The 15,393-nt window shown below is 64.9% G+C and carries 18 protein-coding genes and 1 tRNA gene; 9 read left to right on the top strand and 10 right to left on the bottom strand.

The annotated features are described in order from the left end of the window. The first annotated feature begins 200 nt into the window (after positions 1–200). Together aroC and ribB are read left to right on the top strand one after the other, a co-directional pair. On the top strand, positions 201–1,316 hold the full coding sequence (gene aroC / locus JAO75_RS20590; RefSeq protein ID WP_199051022.1) for a chorismate synthase: 1,116 nt from the start codon (positions 201–203) through the stop codon (positions 1,314–1,316). Positions 1,317–1,409: 93 nt separating this feature from the next. Then, on the top strand, positions 1,410–2,699 hold the full coding sequence (gene ribB, locus JAO75_RS20595) for a 3,4-dihydroxy-2-butanone-4-phosphate synthase (RefSeq protein ID WP_199051023.1): 1,290 nt from the start codon (positions 1,410–1,412) through the stop codon (positions 2,697–2,699). 188 nt (positions 2,700–2,887) lie between these two features. On the opposite strand, the gene JAO75_RS20600 is transcribed toward ribB, so the two are convergent. Beyond that, a complete protein-coding gene (locus tag JAO75_RS20600) occupies positions 2,888–3,829 on the bottom strand; it encodes a histone deacetylase family protein (RefSeq protein WP_199051024.1) in 942 nt (313 codons plus the stop codon). Between the two features lie 230 nt (positions 3,830–4,059). On the opposite strand from JAO75_RS20600, the gene JAO75_RS20605 reads away from it, so the two are divergent. Further along, the gene (locus tag JAO75_RS20605; RefSeq protein ID WP_425523210.1) at positions 4,060–4,611 is read left to right on the top strand and encodes a L,D-transpeptidase; all 552 of its coding nucleotides are present in this window, start codon (positions 4,060–4,062) and stop codon (positions 4,609–4,611) included. 64 nt (positions 4,612–4,675) lie between these two features. On the opposite strand, the gene JAO75_RS20610 is transcribed toward JAO75_RS20605, so the two are convergent. The 3 genes from JAO75_RS20610 to JAO75_RS20620 all read right to left on the bottom strand — a co-directional run bounded on the left by JAO75_RS20610 (position 4,676) and on the right by JAO75_RS20620 (position 6,431). Next, on the bottom strand, positions 4,676–4,867 hold the full coding sequence (locus JAO75_RS20610; protein ID WP_199051026.1) for a hypothetical protein: 192 nt from the start codon (positions 4,865–4,867) through the stop codon (positions 4,676–4,678). Between the two features lie 222 nt (positions 4,868–5,089). Next, positions 5,090–5,935: a patatin-like phospholipase family protein gene (locus tag JAO75_RS20615; RefSeq protein WP_199051027.1), complete on the bottom strand. Its 846-nt coding sequence runs from the start codon at positions 5,933–5,935 to the stop codon at positions 5,090–5,092. Between the two features lie 7 nt (positions 5,936–5,942). Beyond that, on the bottom strand, positions 5,943–6,431 hold the full coding sequence (locus JAO75_RS20620; RefSeq protein WP_199051028.1) for a MarR family winged helix-turn-helix transcriptional regulator: 489 nt from the start codon (positions 6,429–6,431) through the stop codon (positions 5,943–5,945). A gap of 188 nt (positions 6,432–6,619) precedes the next feature. Between JAO75_RS20620 and JAO75_RS20625 the strand changes: the two genes are divergently transcribed. Genes JAO75_RS20625 through JAO75_RS20635 form a run of 3 tightly spaced genes read left to right on the top strand, consistent with a single transcriptional unit; the run spans position 6,620 to position 9,710 of the window. Further along, positions 6,620–7,843, top strand: a complete 1,224-nt coding sequence (locus JAO75_RS20625; RefSeq protein ID WP_199051029.1) for a YjgN family protein — start codon at positions 6,620–6,622, stop codon at positions 7,841–7,843. 8 nt (positions 7,844–7,851) lie between these two features. After that, complete coding sequence (locus JAO75_RS20630; protein WP_199051030.1) at positions 7,852–8,931, top strand: M48 family metallopeptidase; 1,080 nt, start codon at positions 7,852–7,854, stop codon at positions 8,929–8,931. Then, entirely contained in the window at positions 8,931–9,710 is a 780-nt protein-coding gene (locus JAO75_RS20635) for a DUF1499 domain-containing protein (RefSeq protein WP_199051031.1), read from the top strand. The genes JAO75_RS20630 and JAO75_RS20635 overlap by 1 nt, the downstream gene beginning before the upstream one ends. An 8-nt stretch (positions 9,711–9,718) precedes the next feature. Here the strand turns inward: JAO75_RS20635 and JAO75_RS20640 are convergent, their stop codons facing one another. Next, positions 9,719–10,630, bottom strand: a complete 912-nt coding sequence (locus JAO75_RS20640) for an MBL fold metallo-hydrolase (RefSeq protein WP_199051032.1) — start codon at positions 10,628–10,630, stop codon at positions 9,719–9,721. 212 nt (positions 10,631–10,842) lie between these two features. Here JAO75_RS20640 and JAO75_RS20645 point away from each other — a divergent pair, with 212 nt between their 5' ends. Continuing rightward, the gene (locus tag JAO75_RS20645; RefSeq protein WP_199051033.1) at positions 10,843–11,460 is read left to right on the top strand and encodes a biotin transporter BioY; all 618 of its coding nucleotides are present in this window, start codon (positions 10,843–10,845) and stop codon (positions 11,458–11,460) included. Between the two features lie 85 nt (positions 11,461–11,545). Here JAO75_RS20645 and JAO75_RS20650 read toward each other — a convergent pair whose 3' ends face one another. Further along, positions 11,546–11,836 carry a hypothetical protein gene (locus JAO75_RS20650; protein ID WP_199051034.1) on the bottom strand — a complete coding sequence of 97 codons (291 nt, stop codon included), beginning with the start codon at positions 11,834–11,836 and terminating at the stop codon, positions 11,546–11,548. A 148-nt stretch (positions 11,837–11,984) separates the two neighbouring features. Here JAO75_RS20650 and JAO75_RS20655 point away from each other — a divergent pair, with 148 nt between their 5' ends. Continuing rightward, positions 11,985–12,680 (top strand): hypothetical protein, encoded by a 696-nt coding sequence (locus JAO75_RS20655; RefSeq protein ID WP_199051035.1) that lies wholly within the window; start codon positions 11,985–11,987, stop codon positions 12,678–12,680. A gap of 38 nt (positions 12,681–12,718) precedes the next feature. Here JAO75_RS20655 and JAO75_RS20660 read toward each other — a convergent pair whose 3' ends face one another. Further along, positions 12,719–13,117 carry a DoxX family protein gene (locus JAO75_RS20660; protein ID WP_199051036.1) on the bottom strand — a complete coding sequence of 133 codons (399 nt, stop codon included), beginning with the start codon at positions 13,115–13,117 and terminating at the stop codon, positions 12,719–12,721. Between the two features lie 602 nt (positions 13,118–13,719). Here JAO75_RS20660 and JAO75_RS20665 point away from each other — a divergent pair. Continuing rightward, a complete protein-coding gene (locus JAO75_RS20665; protein WP_199051037.1) occupies positions 13,720–14,043 on the top strand; it encodes a hypothetical protein in 324 nt (107 codons plus the stop codon). A 112-nt stretch (positions 14,044–14,155) separates the two neighbouring features. Here the strand turns inward: JAO75_RS20665 and JAO75_RS20670 are convergent, their stop codons facing one another. The 3 genes from JAO75_RS20670 to JAO75_RS20680 all read right to left on the bottom strand — a co-directional run bounded on the left by JAO75_RS20670 (position 14,156) and on the right by JAO75_RS20680 (position 15,351). Next, a complete protein-coding gene (locus JAO75_RS20670; protein ID WP_199051038.1) occupies positions 14,156–14,917 on the bottom strand; it encodes a M10 family metallopeptidase C-terminal domain-containing protein in 762 nt (253 codons plus the stop codon). A gap of 26 nt (positions 14,918–14,943) precedes the next feature. Then, positions 14,944–15,156, bottom strand: coding sequence for a hypothetical protein (locus JAO75_RS20675; RefSeq protein ID WP_199051039.1), 213 nt, complete (start codon positions 15,154–15,156; stop codon positions 14,944–14,946). A 118-nt stretch (positions 15,157–15,274) separates the two neighbouring features. Beyond that, a tRNA-Pro gene (locus JAO75_RS20680) sits at positions 15,275–15,351 on the bottom strand. Positions 15,352–15,393 lie beyond the last annotated feature (42 nt).

Raw genomic sequence — 15,393 nt, forward strand, 5'->3', positions numbered from 1 at the left:
CGAAGAGGCAGTCTGGCTCTTCCATTCACCATCACACAGCGAGCCGGGCTGCCCGACGCGCCACCCTCGACCAACCCTTCAGGCTCGCAGCGCAAGCTGCGGGCCCACAGGTGCTGGCTCTTTGACATCGATCCACCTCATGGCCGGCGTGACACCCGCGCGCTTTGGTCTTATGACGCCCTGAACCTCGAAGAAGCGCCATGTCCCACAACACCTTCGGTCACCTGTTCCGCGTCACCACCTTCGGCGAAAGCCACGGGCCGGCCCTCGGCTGCGTGGTCGATGGCTGCCCGCCGATGATCCCGCTGGAGGCCGCCGAGATCCAGGCGGAGCTCGACCGGCGCCGGCCGGGGCAGTCGCGGTTCACGACGCAGCGCCAGGAGCCGGATCAGGTGAAGATCCTCTCGGGTGTCTTCACCGACGAGCGCACTGGCCGGCAGGTTACCACCGGCACGCCCATCGCGCTGATAATCGAGAACGTGGACCAGCGCTCCAAGGACTACTCCGAGATCAAGAACGCCTACCGTCCGGGCCACGCGGATTTCACCTACGATGTGAAATACGGCATCCGCGATTATCGCGGCGGCGGCCGCTCCTCGGCCCGCGAGACGGCAGCACGCGTCGCCGCCGGCGCCATCGCCCGCAAGGTGCTGGCCGGGATCACCATCCGCGGCGCCCTGGTGCAGATGGGCCCGCATGCCATCGACCGGGGCAACTGGGACTGGGACGAGATCGCCCGCAACCCGTTCTTCTGCCCCGACGCCAAGGCGGCCCAGTTCTACGAAGGGTATCTCGACGGCCTGCGCAAGGCCGGCTCCTCCATCGGGGCCGTCATCGAGATCGTCGCCGAGGGCGTGCCGCCGGGTCTCGGTGCTCCGATTTACGGCAAGCTCGATTCCGACCTCGCCTCCGCGCTCATGTCGATCAATGCGGTCAAGGGCGTGGAGATCGGCGACGGCTTTGCCGCAGCAGCCCTGCGCGGCGAGGACAATGCGGACGAGATGCGCCCCGGCAACGGCGGCGTGCCGACATTTCTGTCGAACCACGCCGGCGGCGTGCTCGGGGGCATCTCCACGGGCCAGCCGGTGGTCTGCCGCTTTGCCGTGAAGCCCACCTCCTCGATTCTCACGCCCCGCGCCAGCGTCACCCGCTCCGGCGCCGAGGCCGAGGTGATGACCAAGGGCCGCCACGACCCCTGCGTCGGAATCCGGGCCGTGCCCGTGGGTGAGGCCATGGTCGCCTGCGTCCTGGCCGACCACGTCCTGCGTCATCGGGGGCAGGTGGGGCAGAATGCGGCCTGGCCGTTCGAGGTCTGACCACCTCATAGGCCGACCCGCCCTACGGTGTTGCAAGGGCAGACATGCAGATTTTAGTTTTACTAAAATCTGGCCATCGGCTAAGCCATCGGCATGAAACTGGCTGATTGGCTCACCCGCAACGGCGTCTCGCGCGTGGAATTCGCGCGGCGGATCGGCGTCACGCCCGGCGCCATCACCCAGATGTGCAATTCCGAACAGGCTTGGCTCTCGCGGGACACGGCGGATCTGATCGCCCGTGAAACCCGTGGCGCCGTCACCCCCAACGACTTCCTGCCCCCGGCCGCCAAGGAGGCCCTGATGCCCAATTCCGTCACCGACGCCATCGAGGCGTTCGCCCGCGGTGAAATCGTCATCGTCACGGACGACGACGACCGCGAGAACGAGGGCGACCTCATCGTCGCCGCCTCCCTCTGCACGCCGGAGAAGATGGCCTTCATCATCCGCAACACCTGCGGCATCGTCTGCGCGCCGCTCACCGCCTCGGAAGCCCGCCGCCTGCGCCTCGATCCGATGGTCGCCTCGAACGACGCGCCGCTCGGCACCGCCTTCACGGTCACTGTCGACGTGAAGCACGGGCTGACCACCGGCATCTCGGCCGAGCAGCGCTCGAACACGGTGCGGGCGCTGGCCAACAACAACATGGGGGCGGCCGATTTCGTGCGCCCCGGCCACGTGTTCCCGCTGATCGCCAAGGATGGCGGCGTGCTCATGCGCTCGGGCCACACGGAAGCCGCCGTCGACCTGTGCAAGCTCGCGAACCTGCCGCCGGTGGGCGTGATCTGCGAGCTGGCGAACGACGACGGCACGGTGATGAAGGGCCGGCAGATCGATGCCTTCGCCGAAACCCACAACCTGAAGCGCATCTCGGTCGCGGACCTGATTGCCTATCGCCAGGCGCGGGAAAAGCTCGTGGAGCGCATCGCCACGTTCCCGGTGGAGACGCAATGGGGCTCGTTCACGGGCTACGCCTATTCGACGCCCTTCGACAGCGTGCAGCACATCGCTCTCGTGCATGGGCGCATCGGCGACGGCACCAACATCCCCGTGCGCCTGCACAGGGCCAATGCGCTCACCGATGTGTTCGAGGGCGGCAAGGCGGTGAACGCCTCCCTGCAGCGCTTCGTGAAGGAGGGCAGGGGCGTTCTCGTCTACCTGCGAGACGGAACGGCGGGCGTACCGACCACGTCTTTTGCCGAAACCGAGGAGACGGAATCGGAGGCCATACGCTCGAGCCAGTGGCGCGAGATCGGCCTCGGGGCGCAGATCCTCAGGGATCTCGGCGTCATGTCGATCCGCAACCTCGCGACCTCGAGCCGCTCCTACGTGGGCCTCTCCGGCTTCGGCATCGAGCTTCTGGGTCAGGAGCCGATCGAGGGGTGAGGGGCTGCCTCCCAGTGTCATTCCCGGCGAGCGGAGCGAGGGAAGGGGATCCATAGTGCTGAGCCTGCGAGTGGATTCCCTTCCCCTCCGATGGCTGCGCCATCTCCGGCCGGGAATGACACTTGGCGTTTATGGATTCCGGGCTCGGCCTCTGGCCACCCCGGAATGACAGTGACTAAACTTTAAGATCAGGCCCCCGTCTCGCGCCCCATGAGCGCGTCGAGGTGGAAGGCCGTCGATTTCGCCAAGCCTTCGAGGTCGTAGCCGCCCTCCAGAACCGACACGATCCGCTGGCCGCAATGGCGGTCGGCCAGGTCCATCAGCTTCTGCGTCGCCCAGGCGAAATCCGACTCGGTCAGGTTGAGGCTGGCGAGCGGATCGCGCCAATGGGCATCGAAGCCTGCCGAGATGATGATGAGATCGGGGGCGAAGTCGTGAATGCGCGGCGCTATGACGGTGTCCACAGCCTCGCGGAAGGCCTCAGACCCTTCGCCGGCGCTCAGGGGCGCATTGACGATGGTGCCGTGCTCGCCCGTCTCGGACAGGGCGCCCGTGCCGGGATAGAGCGGCGCCTCGTGGGTCGAGCAGTAGAGAACGGTCTCGTCCGACCAGAAGATGTCCTGCGTGCCGTTGCCGTGATGCACGTCCCAGTCGAAGATCGCCACCCGCTCGGCGCCGTGCTTGCGCTGCGCATGACGGGCCGCGATCGCCGCGTTGTTGAAGAAGCAGAAGCCCATGGCCCGGACGTGCTCGGCGTGATGACCCGGCGGGCGCATGGCCACGAAGGCGTTCCTCGCCTTGCCGGTCATCACCTCGTCGACGGCGAGCACCGCGCCGCCGGCGCCACGCAGGGCCGCCTCGTAGGTGCCGGGGGACATCACCGTGTCCTCGTCGATCCGGACGAGCCCCTCACGAGGACTCATGTCGCGCAGGCGGCGGATGTAGTCCTCCGGATGGGCGAGGGCGAGGCTGTCCGTCTCGGCCATCGGCGCCTGCTCGCGGATGAGCGATGTGAACCGCTCCTTCTCAAGGGCGCGCTCGATGGCGCGGATGCGGTCAGGGCGCTCCGGGTGGCCGAAGGGCGTCTGATGATCGAGGCAGGCCGGGTGGGCGATATAAAGCGTGGTCATGAATTTTCTTGGGTGAGGAACCGCCGCCACTGTCGCAGCGTCAGATGGGTCTGTCCATGTTGTTGCAATGCAACACCTTCCGGCGCGGAGCCGTGCCATGGTGCGTTTCGATTCGCCTAAGGACCTCCCGGTCTATAAACCCGCCTGAAACCATCCTTCACCTCAGTTCCGCTGAGTCTTCAGAGCTTCGCACGATGCGTTTTTTGAGTCTGCCCCTTCTTTTGGCAATAATGACGGCGCTGGCCGGCTGCAGTTACAAGGGTGTTCCCGACCCGCAGGTTTCATCGCGGGATGCCGAATGGCTGGCGCAGATTCCGAAGGCCGAGGAAGACCCGCGCTTCGGCCGCTACCTCATCGACGATCCGACCGGCGAGGCGCCGGGCACAATCGTGGTCGATACGAAGGAGCGCCAGCTCTATCTCGTGCAGCCCAACAGGAAGGCGATCCGCTACGGCGTGGCGGTCGGCGACGAAGCCTATGGCTGGACCGGCACGGCCACCATCGCCCGCAAGGCCGAGTGGCCGAACTGGAGCCCGCCGCCCGAGATGAAGGCGCGCTGGCCGCATGTCCAATACACCAAGGGCGGCCCGGAAAACCCGCTCGGGGCTCGCGCGCTCTATCTCTACGAGGGCAACAAGGACACCCTCTACCGCATCCACGGCACCAACGAGCCGGAGAAGATCGGCTTCGCCGTGTCCTCGGGCTGCATCCGGATGCGCAACATCGACGTGATCGACCTCTACAACCGCGTGCCGGTGAACACGAAGGTCATCGTCCGGTAAGGCCACAGGGCAGACGGAACGCCGACATGAAAAGAGCGCCCCTCGGGCGCTCTCTTGCTTTGAGCTACTGGCCCAGTACGGCTTCCTTGCGCAGGAAGGCGGGAAGCTCGGAGACTTTCGGGCGGTTCGGCTGCCGCTTGGCGGCCTGAACGGCGGCCGCGAGAGCCGGCAGGGCGACGTCCTTGAAGGCCGGAATGGACTGGGCGGCCTTCTCTCGGTCTGAACTGGCGTCTCGGCTTGGAGCGTGCTGGGTCATGGATCCTCTCTGGAAATCACGGGCCGTCTCTGCAACCTGCCTTCATGATCTCCAGGGCTGTGACCGCTTTGCGGCAGACCGGTGGTCATGTGTTGGCTTGGCTGCAGATGCAGGTCGCAAGGTGAATCAACGCTTAACGGTGCAGTATTCCTGCTGGCTCGGGCATGAATACTTCCTGTCTTGTCGTTGCGGCACCTGGGCGTGTTCTACAGAGACGCTTCTTCAGAAGCTGTGCGCAGCCACACCTTTTGCAAAGCTCTCGCCGTCGCGTAATCCCATCTCGTAAGCCCTGCGGATCCCGGCCGGGTTGGTGATGTCGAACTGTCCGATAGGGACCGGCTGGGAGGGCTGGATGTAGGTGCGGCCCTTCACCGTGGGATGAGCCCGGTAGAGCCGGGAGAGGATCACGAGAGTCCTGCCGCCCTGGTCCTCCACCGGGAGCAGCGGCTCCGTCGGCACGTTGTCGACGAGGCCGCCGTCGAGGGCCGCCATGCCGCCGATGCGCCCGACCGGCATGAAGGGCGGCACGCTGGCGCTCGCCATCAGGGCTGCGGAGAGCTCCGCCGGGGAGGCCAGATCCTGCACGCGCACGAATTCCGGGCGAAAGCCGAGGGCGCGGCCGCCTCTCGGGTGGACGGGAGAGCGCCATCTCTTCTCGATCTGGTAGGTGGCGATGCCCAGCGGAACGGCGAGCGACAGGGGCAGGCGCTGCGGCTTGCGGGCAAGACCGATGAGGACGCTGGGACCCTGTTTCAGGCGCTCCAGGGCCGGCTCGTCGATGATGCTCTCGATCAGGCTGCGATACATGAGCGAGACGGGCCAAGGCGAGCCCTCGCTGCGCCAGGCGCGCCATTCGAAATTGCGGCGCCCGAGGCTGCAGCCTTCGGCCACCATTTCGTTGACCTTCCGCCCGAGGCCGAGAAGGCTGTAGCAGGCGGACCATGCGCCTGCGCTCACGCCGACCACCATCTCCGGCTTCAATCCGAGCAGCGGCGCGGCCGCCTCCCAGAAGCCCCCCTGCCAGTAGCACCGGTTGCCGCCGCCCGCGAAGGCCACCGCGTCGAACATCGGAATCCTACCGCGGCTTGGCGGGCGAGGCGTCCTCGTCAGCCCGCGCCCGGTCGCGCCATGCCAGCACGATCCGTTCCAACTCGACGAGGTCCTGCGGCGGCAGCGTTCCGAGGGTTCGCATCACATAGGAGCGCTGGGCCGCAATCCCCTGATTGGCGAGGTCGCGCCCCTTGGGCGTAAGATAAAGGGCATTGGAACGCCGGTCGCCCGGGATCGCGCGCCGCTCCACGAGGCCGGCCTCGACCATGCGGTCGAGCAGACCCGAGACATTGCCCTTGGTTACATACAGCCGTTCCGCCAACTCCTGCTGGCTCAGGCCCTCGCGCTCGGTCAGCGTGGACAGCAGGTCGAACTGGGGGATCGACAGGCCGAGCGCCTTCAACTCCGCCGCCACTGCATTCGTTGCTCGCCGGTTCAGACGGATGATCCGGAACCAGATCCTTAAGGGATCGGCAGCTTCGATCTCGGCAGGGGCAGAGGAGGGGGACGTCAAGGTTTCGGACTCCAGGTACAAGACGGATAGTTTACATCGAGACCATTCCCGCCGTCACCTCTGGCGGCATCGACGAACGGGCTCCTCCGGCGTCTTTCCAGTGGAGCAAAGGAGGAGGTTGCCTGAGTCGCATGTTCTAATGTTCCATATCTGTGGTAGAGCATGACGACCATCAACGAGTTCCCATCATGACCGCCTCCCTGTCCGTCGATCTGCCTCCGGCGCAGCCCAGTCCGCAAAACACGTCCATGTCCTTTTCGGGCAGGGGCGGGGACTTCCTCAGGCTTCTGATCACCGGAAGCCTTTTCCAGATTCCGACCTTCGGCTTCTATCGCTTCTGGTTGATCACGAAGCTGCGGCGGCACCTGTGGGCGAACACGCAGATCGACGGGGAAGCTTTCGAGTATACCGGCACGGCGAAGGAGCTGCTGATCGGCTTCCTCGTTGCGTTGGCGGTTCTCGTCCCCCTCTACATCGCCTATGCCATCCTAGGCATCTTCCTAGAAGAGCAGTACGCGTTCGCCAGCGTGCCGCTCGTGGTCATCATGTATGTGCTGGCTCATTTCGGCGCCTACCGCGCCCGCAAGTACCGGGCAAGCCGGACGATCTTCCGGGGCGTTCGCTTCTGGATGAAGGGCTCCGGCTGGGCCTATGCCGTCCGGGCCATCCTGTGGGATTTCGCGACCCTGCTCACGCTCGGCCTTGCGCTCCCATGGGCCATGGCCTCCCTCGAGCGCTACCGGATGCGCCACACCTATTTCGGCAACATCCAGGGGGATTTCGTCGGAACCGGCTGGTCCCTGTTCAAGCGCGGTTGGTGGGTCTGGGCGTTGGGGCTTGTTCTTCTGGCCTTTAGCTTTTTCATATTCGTCGCTTCAAACATTGCCACAGGGAGCGGCAAGCCCGCCTTGCAGGGCCTAGCGGGTCTCGTCGGACTGCTCGTCCTGGCTCTCGTGCCCGCGGCGATGGCAATCTTCACCCGCTGGCACATCGACGGTCTGCGCTTCGGCGATGTCGCTGCAGCCAGCAGTTTCCGAACCGGAACGTATTATGGCCTGATCTTCAAGCTGATCTTTTCCTCTCTCGGCTTCCTGATCGCGTTCGGCCTTGTGGTAGGACTAGTCGTTTTCGGCTTCGCCTCCTCCTTGGCCAATCTTGCCGCGGAGATGAAGGAGTCTTCATTGACGGCGTTCGGCATTGGCGTCCTGTCTGTCCTCGGCTATCTGGTTGCCCTGCTCGGTCTCGGCGTCCTCCAGCGCTACTTCCTCGGACGGGGCCTGTGGGCTGCGATCGTGACCTCCACGACGGTGACCAACCTGCAGGCGGTGGATGCTGCATTGGCCGCCGGGCAGCCGGCCGGCGTTCTCGGCGAAGGATTGGCCGACGCGCTCGATTTCAGCGTCGGCATATGAGGTGAGCGATGGCGGATGCGGTGTTCTATGACGGCGAGAGCGCCCGTCGCAGAACGGTTTCGGTCAGGATCACCCCATCGTCCATCGATCTTCACGAAGGGCCTGAATGGATCGCCTCCTGGCCTGTCCGCGAGGTCAGAAGGCGCGATGCGCCTGACGGCATTCTGCGGCTGACGCGCGAGGGAGCATCCTCCCTCGTCCGTCTCGACATCGCGGATACGGAAACGCAGGCGGCGATCAGGCAGCATTGCAGGCATCTCGGCGACACCGATCATCGGGAGAGAACGGGCCGGATCCTGTTCTGGTCCGCCGCGGCGGCGGTCTCGATCCTGCTCTGCGTCTTCTTCCTGCTCCCGATCCTGGCCGACCGGCTGACGCCGCTCATTCCGCCGTCGTACGAGCGCCGCCTCGGCACGGCGGTCGACAACCAGATCCGCACGATCTTCAGCGGCAAGATCTGCAAGAATCCGCAGGGCCTCGCGGCCCTCGAAGGGCTCGTCGGCCAGTTGCGGGGAGCACAGGGATCGCAGGTCGATGTCGATGTGCTGGTGCTCGAATCGAAGGTGCCGAACGCCATCGCCCTGCCGGGAGGGCGGATCTATCTGTTCAAGGCGCTTCTCAACGAGGCGGAATCCGTCGACGAGATCGCCGGGGTGCTGGCCCACGAGATCGGCCATGTCGCCCACCGGGACGGGCTGCGCAAGCTGATCCAGGCGGGCGGCACGTCCTACCTCCTCGGCCTGCTGCTGGGCGATGTCACCGGAGGCGGCGCCATCGTGGTGGTGAGCCGCTACCTCGTGGACAGTGCCTATTCCCGGGAGGCGGAGGTGGCTGCCGATCATTTTGCGGGGCGCACCATGACGGCACTCGGGCGTCCTGCCCATCCCATGGCCCTGCTGCTCAAGCGGATCGAGGGTGAAGACGATGAGGACGGGAACGATTCCGGCATCCCGGCTTTTCTCTCCACCCATCCCGTCACCGATCAACGGCTGAAAGCTTTGGAAAAACAGGTGCCGCAACGGCAAGGCGCGCCGCTTCTCGATCAGGAGCAGTGGCGCGCGCTCAAAGAGATTTGTAAGACCACCTGATGCGCCGTCTCATCATCGAAGAACCTTACTCGCGTCCGGCGAAGTGGTCGCCCACACTGGCCTGGTTCGCGCTCGCCGTGACCATCCTGGCGGTGCTGCTGATCCGCTTCGGCCGGATCGATTACCAATCCGGCTTCATCGCCCTGGGCGCAGGCATCGCGATTGCGCTGGTAGCGGTTCTGTGCGCCCTGGCCGGGTTCATCCGGATCTGGCAGGAGGGACGACGGGGACTGGGAAGCGCCATCAAGGGATTGATCGTCGCCTTGCTGGTTCTGGCCTATCCCGGATTCATGGCGCTCAAGGCCATGACCCTGCCGGCGATCGCCGACGTGACCACCGACACGGACGACCCGCCGGGCTTCTCCCGCTCCCGGGCTGCGCTCGAGGCTCGTGACGGGCGCGTCCCTCCTGATGTGCCGCCGGAGGCGCGGGAGATGCAGCGGGCGTCCTATGTTCAGATCGCGCCTCTCACCCTCGACATCGGCCCGGACGAGGCCTTTGCCATCGTGCGCAAGGCGGCCGACAATCTCGGTTGGCGCGTGGTCGAAGCCGTGCCGCCGGGTGGGCGTGCCGGCCTTGGGCGCCTGGAGGCGGTCGAGCGGTCGCTGATCCTCAGGGTGCCCTACGACATCACGGTTCGGGTCCGCCCGCGTGTCGACGGGACGCGCATCGATATCCGCTCGGCCTCCCGCGTCGGCCATCACGATCTGGGCGCCAACGCGGACCATATCCGCGACTTCCTCGAAGAGGCTTCCGATCTGGCGATAGCGGTGCGCTGATCGCCCTTTCAGACAGGGCGATATTCGCTGTCGAGGGCAGGAAGGCCGTCGACTGCTGCCTGCCCCTTCGCGACCAGGTCCTCCAGGTGGGCAAAGACGGACAGCCCCGCGGCGCCGACAAGGGCCGGGTTCAGGCCCTGGTAGATGGCGGCGACGATCTGAGGAATCGTCCGGTCGCCGGCTCTCAGCCGGTTGAGGATCGAAGCCTCCCGCTGGCGGCGATGGTGGAGAAGGGCGCGCACGAAGCGCTGCGGCTCCTGCACCGGCCCGCCATGGCCCGGCCAGTAGAGATTCTCCTCGCGGCCCCTGAGCTTGTCGAGGGAGGCCATGAACTCGCTCATGGAGCCGTCGGGTGGGGCAACCACCGTGGTTGACCAGGCCATCACGTGATCGCCGGAGAACAACGCCTTCTCCTCCGGCAGCACGAAGGCGAGGTGGTTGGCCATGTGGCCCGGCGTGGCGAGCGCCTCGAGCGTCCAGCCGGGGCCTTCCACGGCATCGCCTTCACCCATCTCCCGATCGGGCGCGTAATCCTTGTCGGAGCTCGCCTCCAGCGTGTTGACCTCGCCGGAGAACAGGGGGCGGGCGCTGCGATGGGGAGCACAGCCCACGATGGCAGCACCCGTGGCGGCCTTGAGGGCGGCTGCCGCAGGAGAATGGTCCTTGTGGGTGTGGGTGACGAGGATATGGGTGACCGTCTCGCCGCGAACGGCGTCGAGGAGCGCCTCGATATGTCCGGCGATGTCGGGGCCTGGGTCGATGATGGCGACATTCCCGGTGCCGACGATGTAGCTGCAGGTGCCCGTGAAGGTGATGGGGCCGGGATTGCCGGCGACGATCCGGCGGACGAGCGGGCTCACGCGCACGCATTCCTCAGCCCGGGCCGGAGGGCGGGTGTCGAAGGTGAGGTCGTCTGCCATCGGAGGTCCTTGCAGCTGCCGTCAGGCCATCTCCCGTTTCCTAGCGCATCGGGCGGAAAAGGGGACCTGACTTTTCCGCGCCCTGTCTTGAACTAAAGGGTGTCCACAGTCCCGGCGAATGCTCGATACGCGGCTTGAGGCACGGGCCGGACCCTCCTATAAGGCTTCATGAGCCGCCGCGCGCATGGCGGAATGACCTGGAGATTGCCCGTATGACGACCAGCGCCCCTTCGCTGTCTTCTCCCTCGACCCTCGTCGGCCTCCTCTGGCCGTCGCGGGATGATGCCCGCTTCGTTGCGCTTCGCGCCCTCGTCCTGATGGTCGTCGGCACGGCGCTTCTCACCATCTCGGCGAAGGTCCAGGTGCCGCTGCCTTACGTTCCGATGACGCTGCAGACCCTGGTCGTGCTGATGATCGGCGCGTCCTATGGCTGGCGCCTCGGCGGCGCGACCGTTGCTCTTTATCTGGCTGAGGGCGCCATGGGCATGCCGGTTTTCGCCAACACGCCTCCCTTGGCAGCTGGCATCGGATACTTCATGAGCCCCACCGGCGGCTTCCTGTTCGGCTTCGTGGCTGCTGCTCTCGTGATGGGCTTCATGGCCGAGCGCGGCTGGGACCGTTCGCTCCTGCGCGTCATCGTGATGATGACCATCGGCCACGCGGTGATCTTCGCCTTCGGCCTCGCTCAGCTGTCCCTGGTGATGCCGTTCGCGAAGGCCTGGACGGTCGGCGCCGCTCCATTCGTGGCCGCCACCCTCGTCAAGACCGCCCTGGCCGTGGCCCTCATGCAGGCCGCTTGGTCCGTGACCCGTCGTGGCAGCAAGGCTTGATCTGCCTTCAAGCAACAGCCTTCTGAAGCCGCCTCCGGGCGGCTTCTTCTTTTTCGGGATTGAGAAGGGAGTGCGCTGGCGGCGTTCAGCCGGCCGAATGCACCAGCCTGAGCTTCGGCTTAGCCTTGACCGTGCCGTCGAGGAAGGTGACGTCCACCCATTCCTCGTCCCCGCCGCCTTCCTCGATGCGGTAGCCCATCTGCTTGGCGATGGCCTGAACCTGGCTGAGGTTGGTGCGGGCGATCCAGCGCGAGAACTCAGGGCAACCCTGGTCCATCAGCACAGCGATCATGCCGATCTCGACGCCCTGGTCGAAATCCTCGCTGCGGCCGGGAAAGCGCAGCCGCAAGCCATCGTCGAGGTGGATATGTCTCATGACGGGAAGCCCCCAAACGCCCTTTTCGGGCACCTTTTGCTTGAACCTACCAGGGAGTTGAGGCCGGCGGAAGGTGTCATGGCCGCGCAGGGAACCGCACCGGGAGCCGCTCATTAGCCTCCAGGAAGCAAACGACCCGAGGGCCGCCATGACCGAGCGCAAAATCACCGCCTTCTTCGACACCTACGATGAGGCCGCAAGGGCGGTGCAGCGGCTCGAGGCAGCCCGCCTTCCGGATTTCGAGATCAGCCTCGTGTCCAACAACTTCAATGATGCCTATACGCATCATGCATCACGGTCGTTCGAACCGGACGGATCCGCGCATTCCTTTGCCGGCGCCACGGCGGCGGCCGGATCGGTCGCGGGAGCCGGCGCGGGCCTTCTGGCCGGGCTCGGCACGGTCGCCGTTCCGGGCTTCGGGCCGGTGATCGCTGCCGGGTGGATCGTCTCGACCCTGGTCGGTGCCGGTGCCGGCGCCGCGGTGGGCGGTCTTGCGGGCGCATTGGCCGATGCCGGCCTCACGGACGAGGAAGCTCGCAATTATGCGGAAGGGGTGCGCCGCGGCGGAGCGCTCGTGACCGTCAAGGTCGACGAGGCGCAGGCGGACAGAGTGGTGAGCATCCTGGACGACGAAGGCGAGATCGAGCCCAGCGGGGAGCGGACGCGTCGCGACGATGCCCCGGCTCCTCCCATCGGAGCCGCAGCCTCGACGACCACGGGGCTCATGACGGATCTCATGCCGGTTCCGCTCGACGACAGCGGCGAGAACGACAGCGACGGCACGCTCCATGTCGAAGTGGAGGACGAGCGCCTGCGCCGACCCACGGGCACGAAGTCGGAGTAGGTGAGAGGCTTATCGCCTCTCACCCAGTGCTGGAGGCATCAAGCTTTGCGCATGGCGCGATCCAGGCTCCACACACCGCCGCCGGCGGCTGCGAGGAACAGGAACACGAAGCAATAGAGGATCGCGGCGTCGCCCCCGTTCAGCACCGGGTAGGGGCTGCGCGGCGCATGGGCGAGCCAATAGGCGAAGGCCATCAGTCCGGAGAGGATGAAGGCCACCGGGCGCACGAAGAGACCGGGGATCAGCAGCGCTCCGCCGAAGAGTTCGAGCACGCCGGCAATCCAGGGCAGGCTGAAGGCTTCAGGGCCGGGATTGGGAGAGGCAGGAAAGCCGAGCAGCTTCTGCGTGCCATGCGCCATGAAGATGAGCGCTGCGACGATGCGCAGGATGCTGAGAAGGCGCGGCGCCCAAACGGTCTCGAGATGAGCTGTGTTCATCGGTCAGTCTCCGGATTGTGGGGAGGGCGATCGGCGCAGCCGACCGGCCGGGGAGGGAGCCATTCCGATACAAGTTCGGGCACGATGCGCCCAGTCTCCAAAGTCAAGCTTGCAGTAACGACTTGCTTACCACGTTCACAAGACGGTTTGATCCGTCGCGGTCCTGCGGCGTTTCTCCTGTGCCAACACAACAGGAGGCCTTCATGACCATCCTTGATCCCAAGACCGGGCAACTCGTCACCATCGACCTCACGTCCAAGCCGCGGCGGGGTTGAATTTTTCGGAAAGTATTCCCTCTCTCGAAGGGCTTTCAAAACACGGGATGCTGGCTCTCTCCTAAAGGTCGACCGTCCCACCTCCTGAATTCTTGTATTTCCCGTCTCAATACTTTCTCAGAATGCCGCCCGTGCCCTGCCGCACATCGTGGGTGCGACATTGATGGTTGATGGGTATCTGTGCCGGAACCCTTGGTTCGCAAAGGCATTGGCTAAAGGAATGGATTCAACCGAGCGCCGGAGTCGCGGATTTTAGACGCGAAAGCTTAAGCAGCCGCAGCTTCGGCGCTCAGATTTTGAAGTGATTGAAAGAGTTGGGAGCGTGAAATGGCTCTGACGGGACGGTTTAATCTGCGCAAGACTTGGACCGGGCGCATTGTGCTGCAGGTCGAGGAGGAGGTGGCTGGCCTCTGGGGCCGGATGACGGGCAAGACCAAGCTGCACCGCCGCTGGCGGGACGCCAATGTGCTGGATCTCGCAGCACCCGAGTTGCGCAGCCTCGTCGACCTGCGCTTCCGCCCCCGCTACATGCCACAAACCAGTGAGGCCGTGCAGGATTGGCCGAGGGCGCCGCGTCAGCTCGAGGCGATCCCGGCTCAGACCCTGCATTACGAGGCTTATCAGGAAGACGGGCGCTTCTCGACGCATTGAGGCTGCCGTAAGCAAGACCGCCCTCGGGCGGTCTTTTCTTTGCCTGTCGACGCGCCCCTCCTGAACGCCAGGGCGTTCAGGAGGGGCGCCTTCAAGCGCCCTCCGCCCCGCCCTAGAGAATGAAATAGCTCTTTGTAACAACGGCGACGTTGGCGAGGGTCAGCTCAAAATCAGCCACTGCATCCCCGTTCACATCTGCTTCGATATAGGCGTCACCGCCATACTCATCGTAGCGCAACTCGCCTTTGTTGCTTGAGAACTCGGCCATGCCGATAAACGTGAAGGCCTGATTGCCTGAAATTCCCGCCTTGGCGTCGATTTTCGAGAGATCGATCTTGTCGCGTTGAGAACGCGAGAAGTCGGTGATGTAGTCGTTGTTGTAGCCTTTGGATTCCGACACTGTCCTGAAGACGAAGCGATCGGCTCCCTTGCCGCCGGAGAGCCAGTCCCCGCCACCTCCGCCGGTCAACGTATCGTTCCCACCGAACCCGCTCAGATGATCGTCGTAGCGACCCCCTGTGATCTGGTCGCGCCCCGACAAAGCTGACCTCAGGATGCTGAGATCGTCACTGGTCGAGTATGTCGAAGCGGCATCGACCAGCTTTGTCACCGAGAGTTTGACGCCGGTCAGCGAGGAGGTTTTGCGGCCGCCTTCAACGCCCGTATAGCTGGTGACGGTTCCGCCGGTTGGAATGCCATCGGCATCATAGGTGAAGCCATAGCCCTCAAACTTGTCCCAGGAGCGCTTGAGCGGACCATATATCGCCTTGAAGCTTGTCGAAGAACGCGCGTAGCTATCCGCTTCGCCGAGCCAGCTCAGATTGAAGTCATAAAGGTGAAACCCGCTGGTTCCAGACCACGTAAACTTAGCCATCCAAGCCCCCATTACCTAACGTTAGGTTATGGCTTCGACCCATAAGCTGAAATCTTCAGAGGAGCAATGACGCCTCGTCGAGGCATCTTTTCACACGTCATCAGGGTGCTATGGCCGCCGAGACGCTTGGGCGAGCGCTGTTGCATGGCCTCGGGCGGCTCCAGCATGGCCCGCAGGACGGCTCGGACCGCCGCCTGCTCGGCAATCCTCGTCAGCACGTCGAGATAGGTGTCACTCATTCCGTGCCCTCCCAAGGTTGGAGGGGGGGTCGAACCCGTGACCAGAACGGAGGCGGAACGCCAGACCGTGTCTATCGCGGAAACTGGCGGGGAGGGGTCTTGAATTTCTGCTAAGTGTTGGTCGGAGTGGCAGGATTTGAACCTGCGACCCCCACGTCCCGAACGTGGTGCGCTACCAGACTGCGCTACACTCCGACACCGAGAAATTCCCGGGAGGCCGGTCTTATAGCCGTGAGG

This window comes from Microvirga splendida, assembly GCF_016427565.1.
Lineage (GTDB): Bacteria > Pseudomonadota > Alphaproteobacteria > Rhizobiales > Beijerinckiaceae > Microvirga > Microvirga splendida.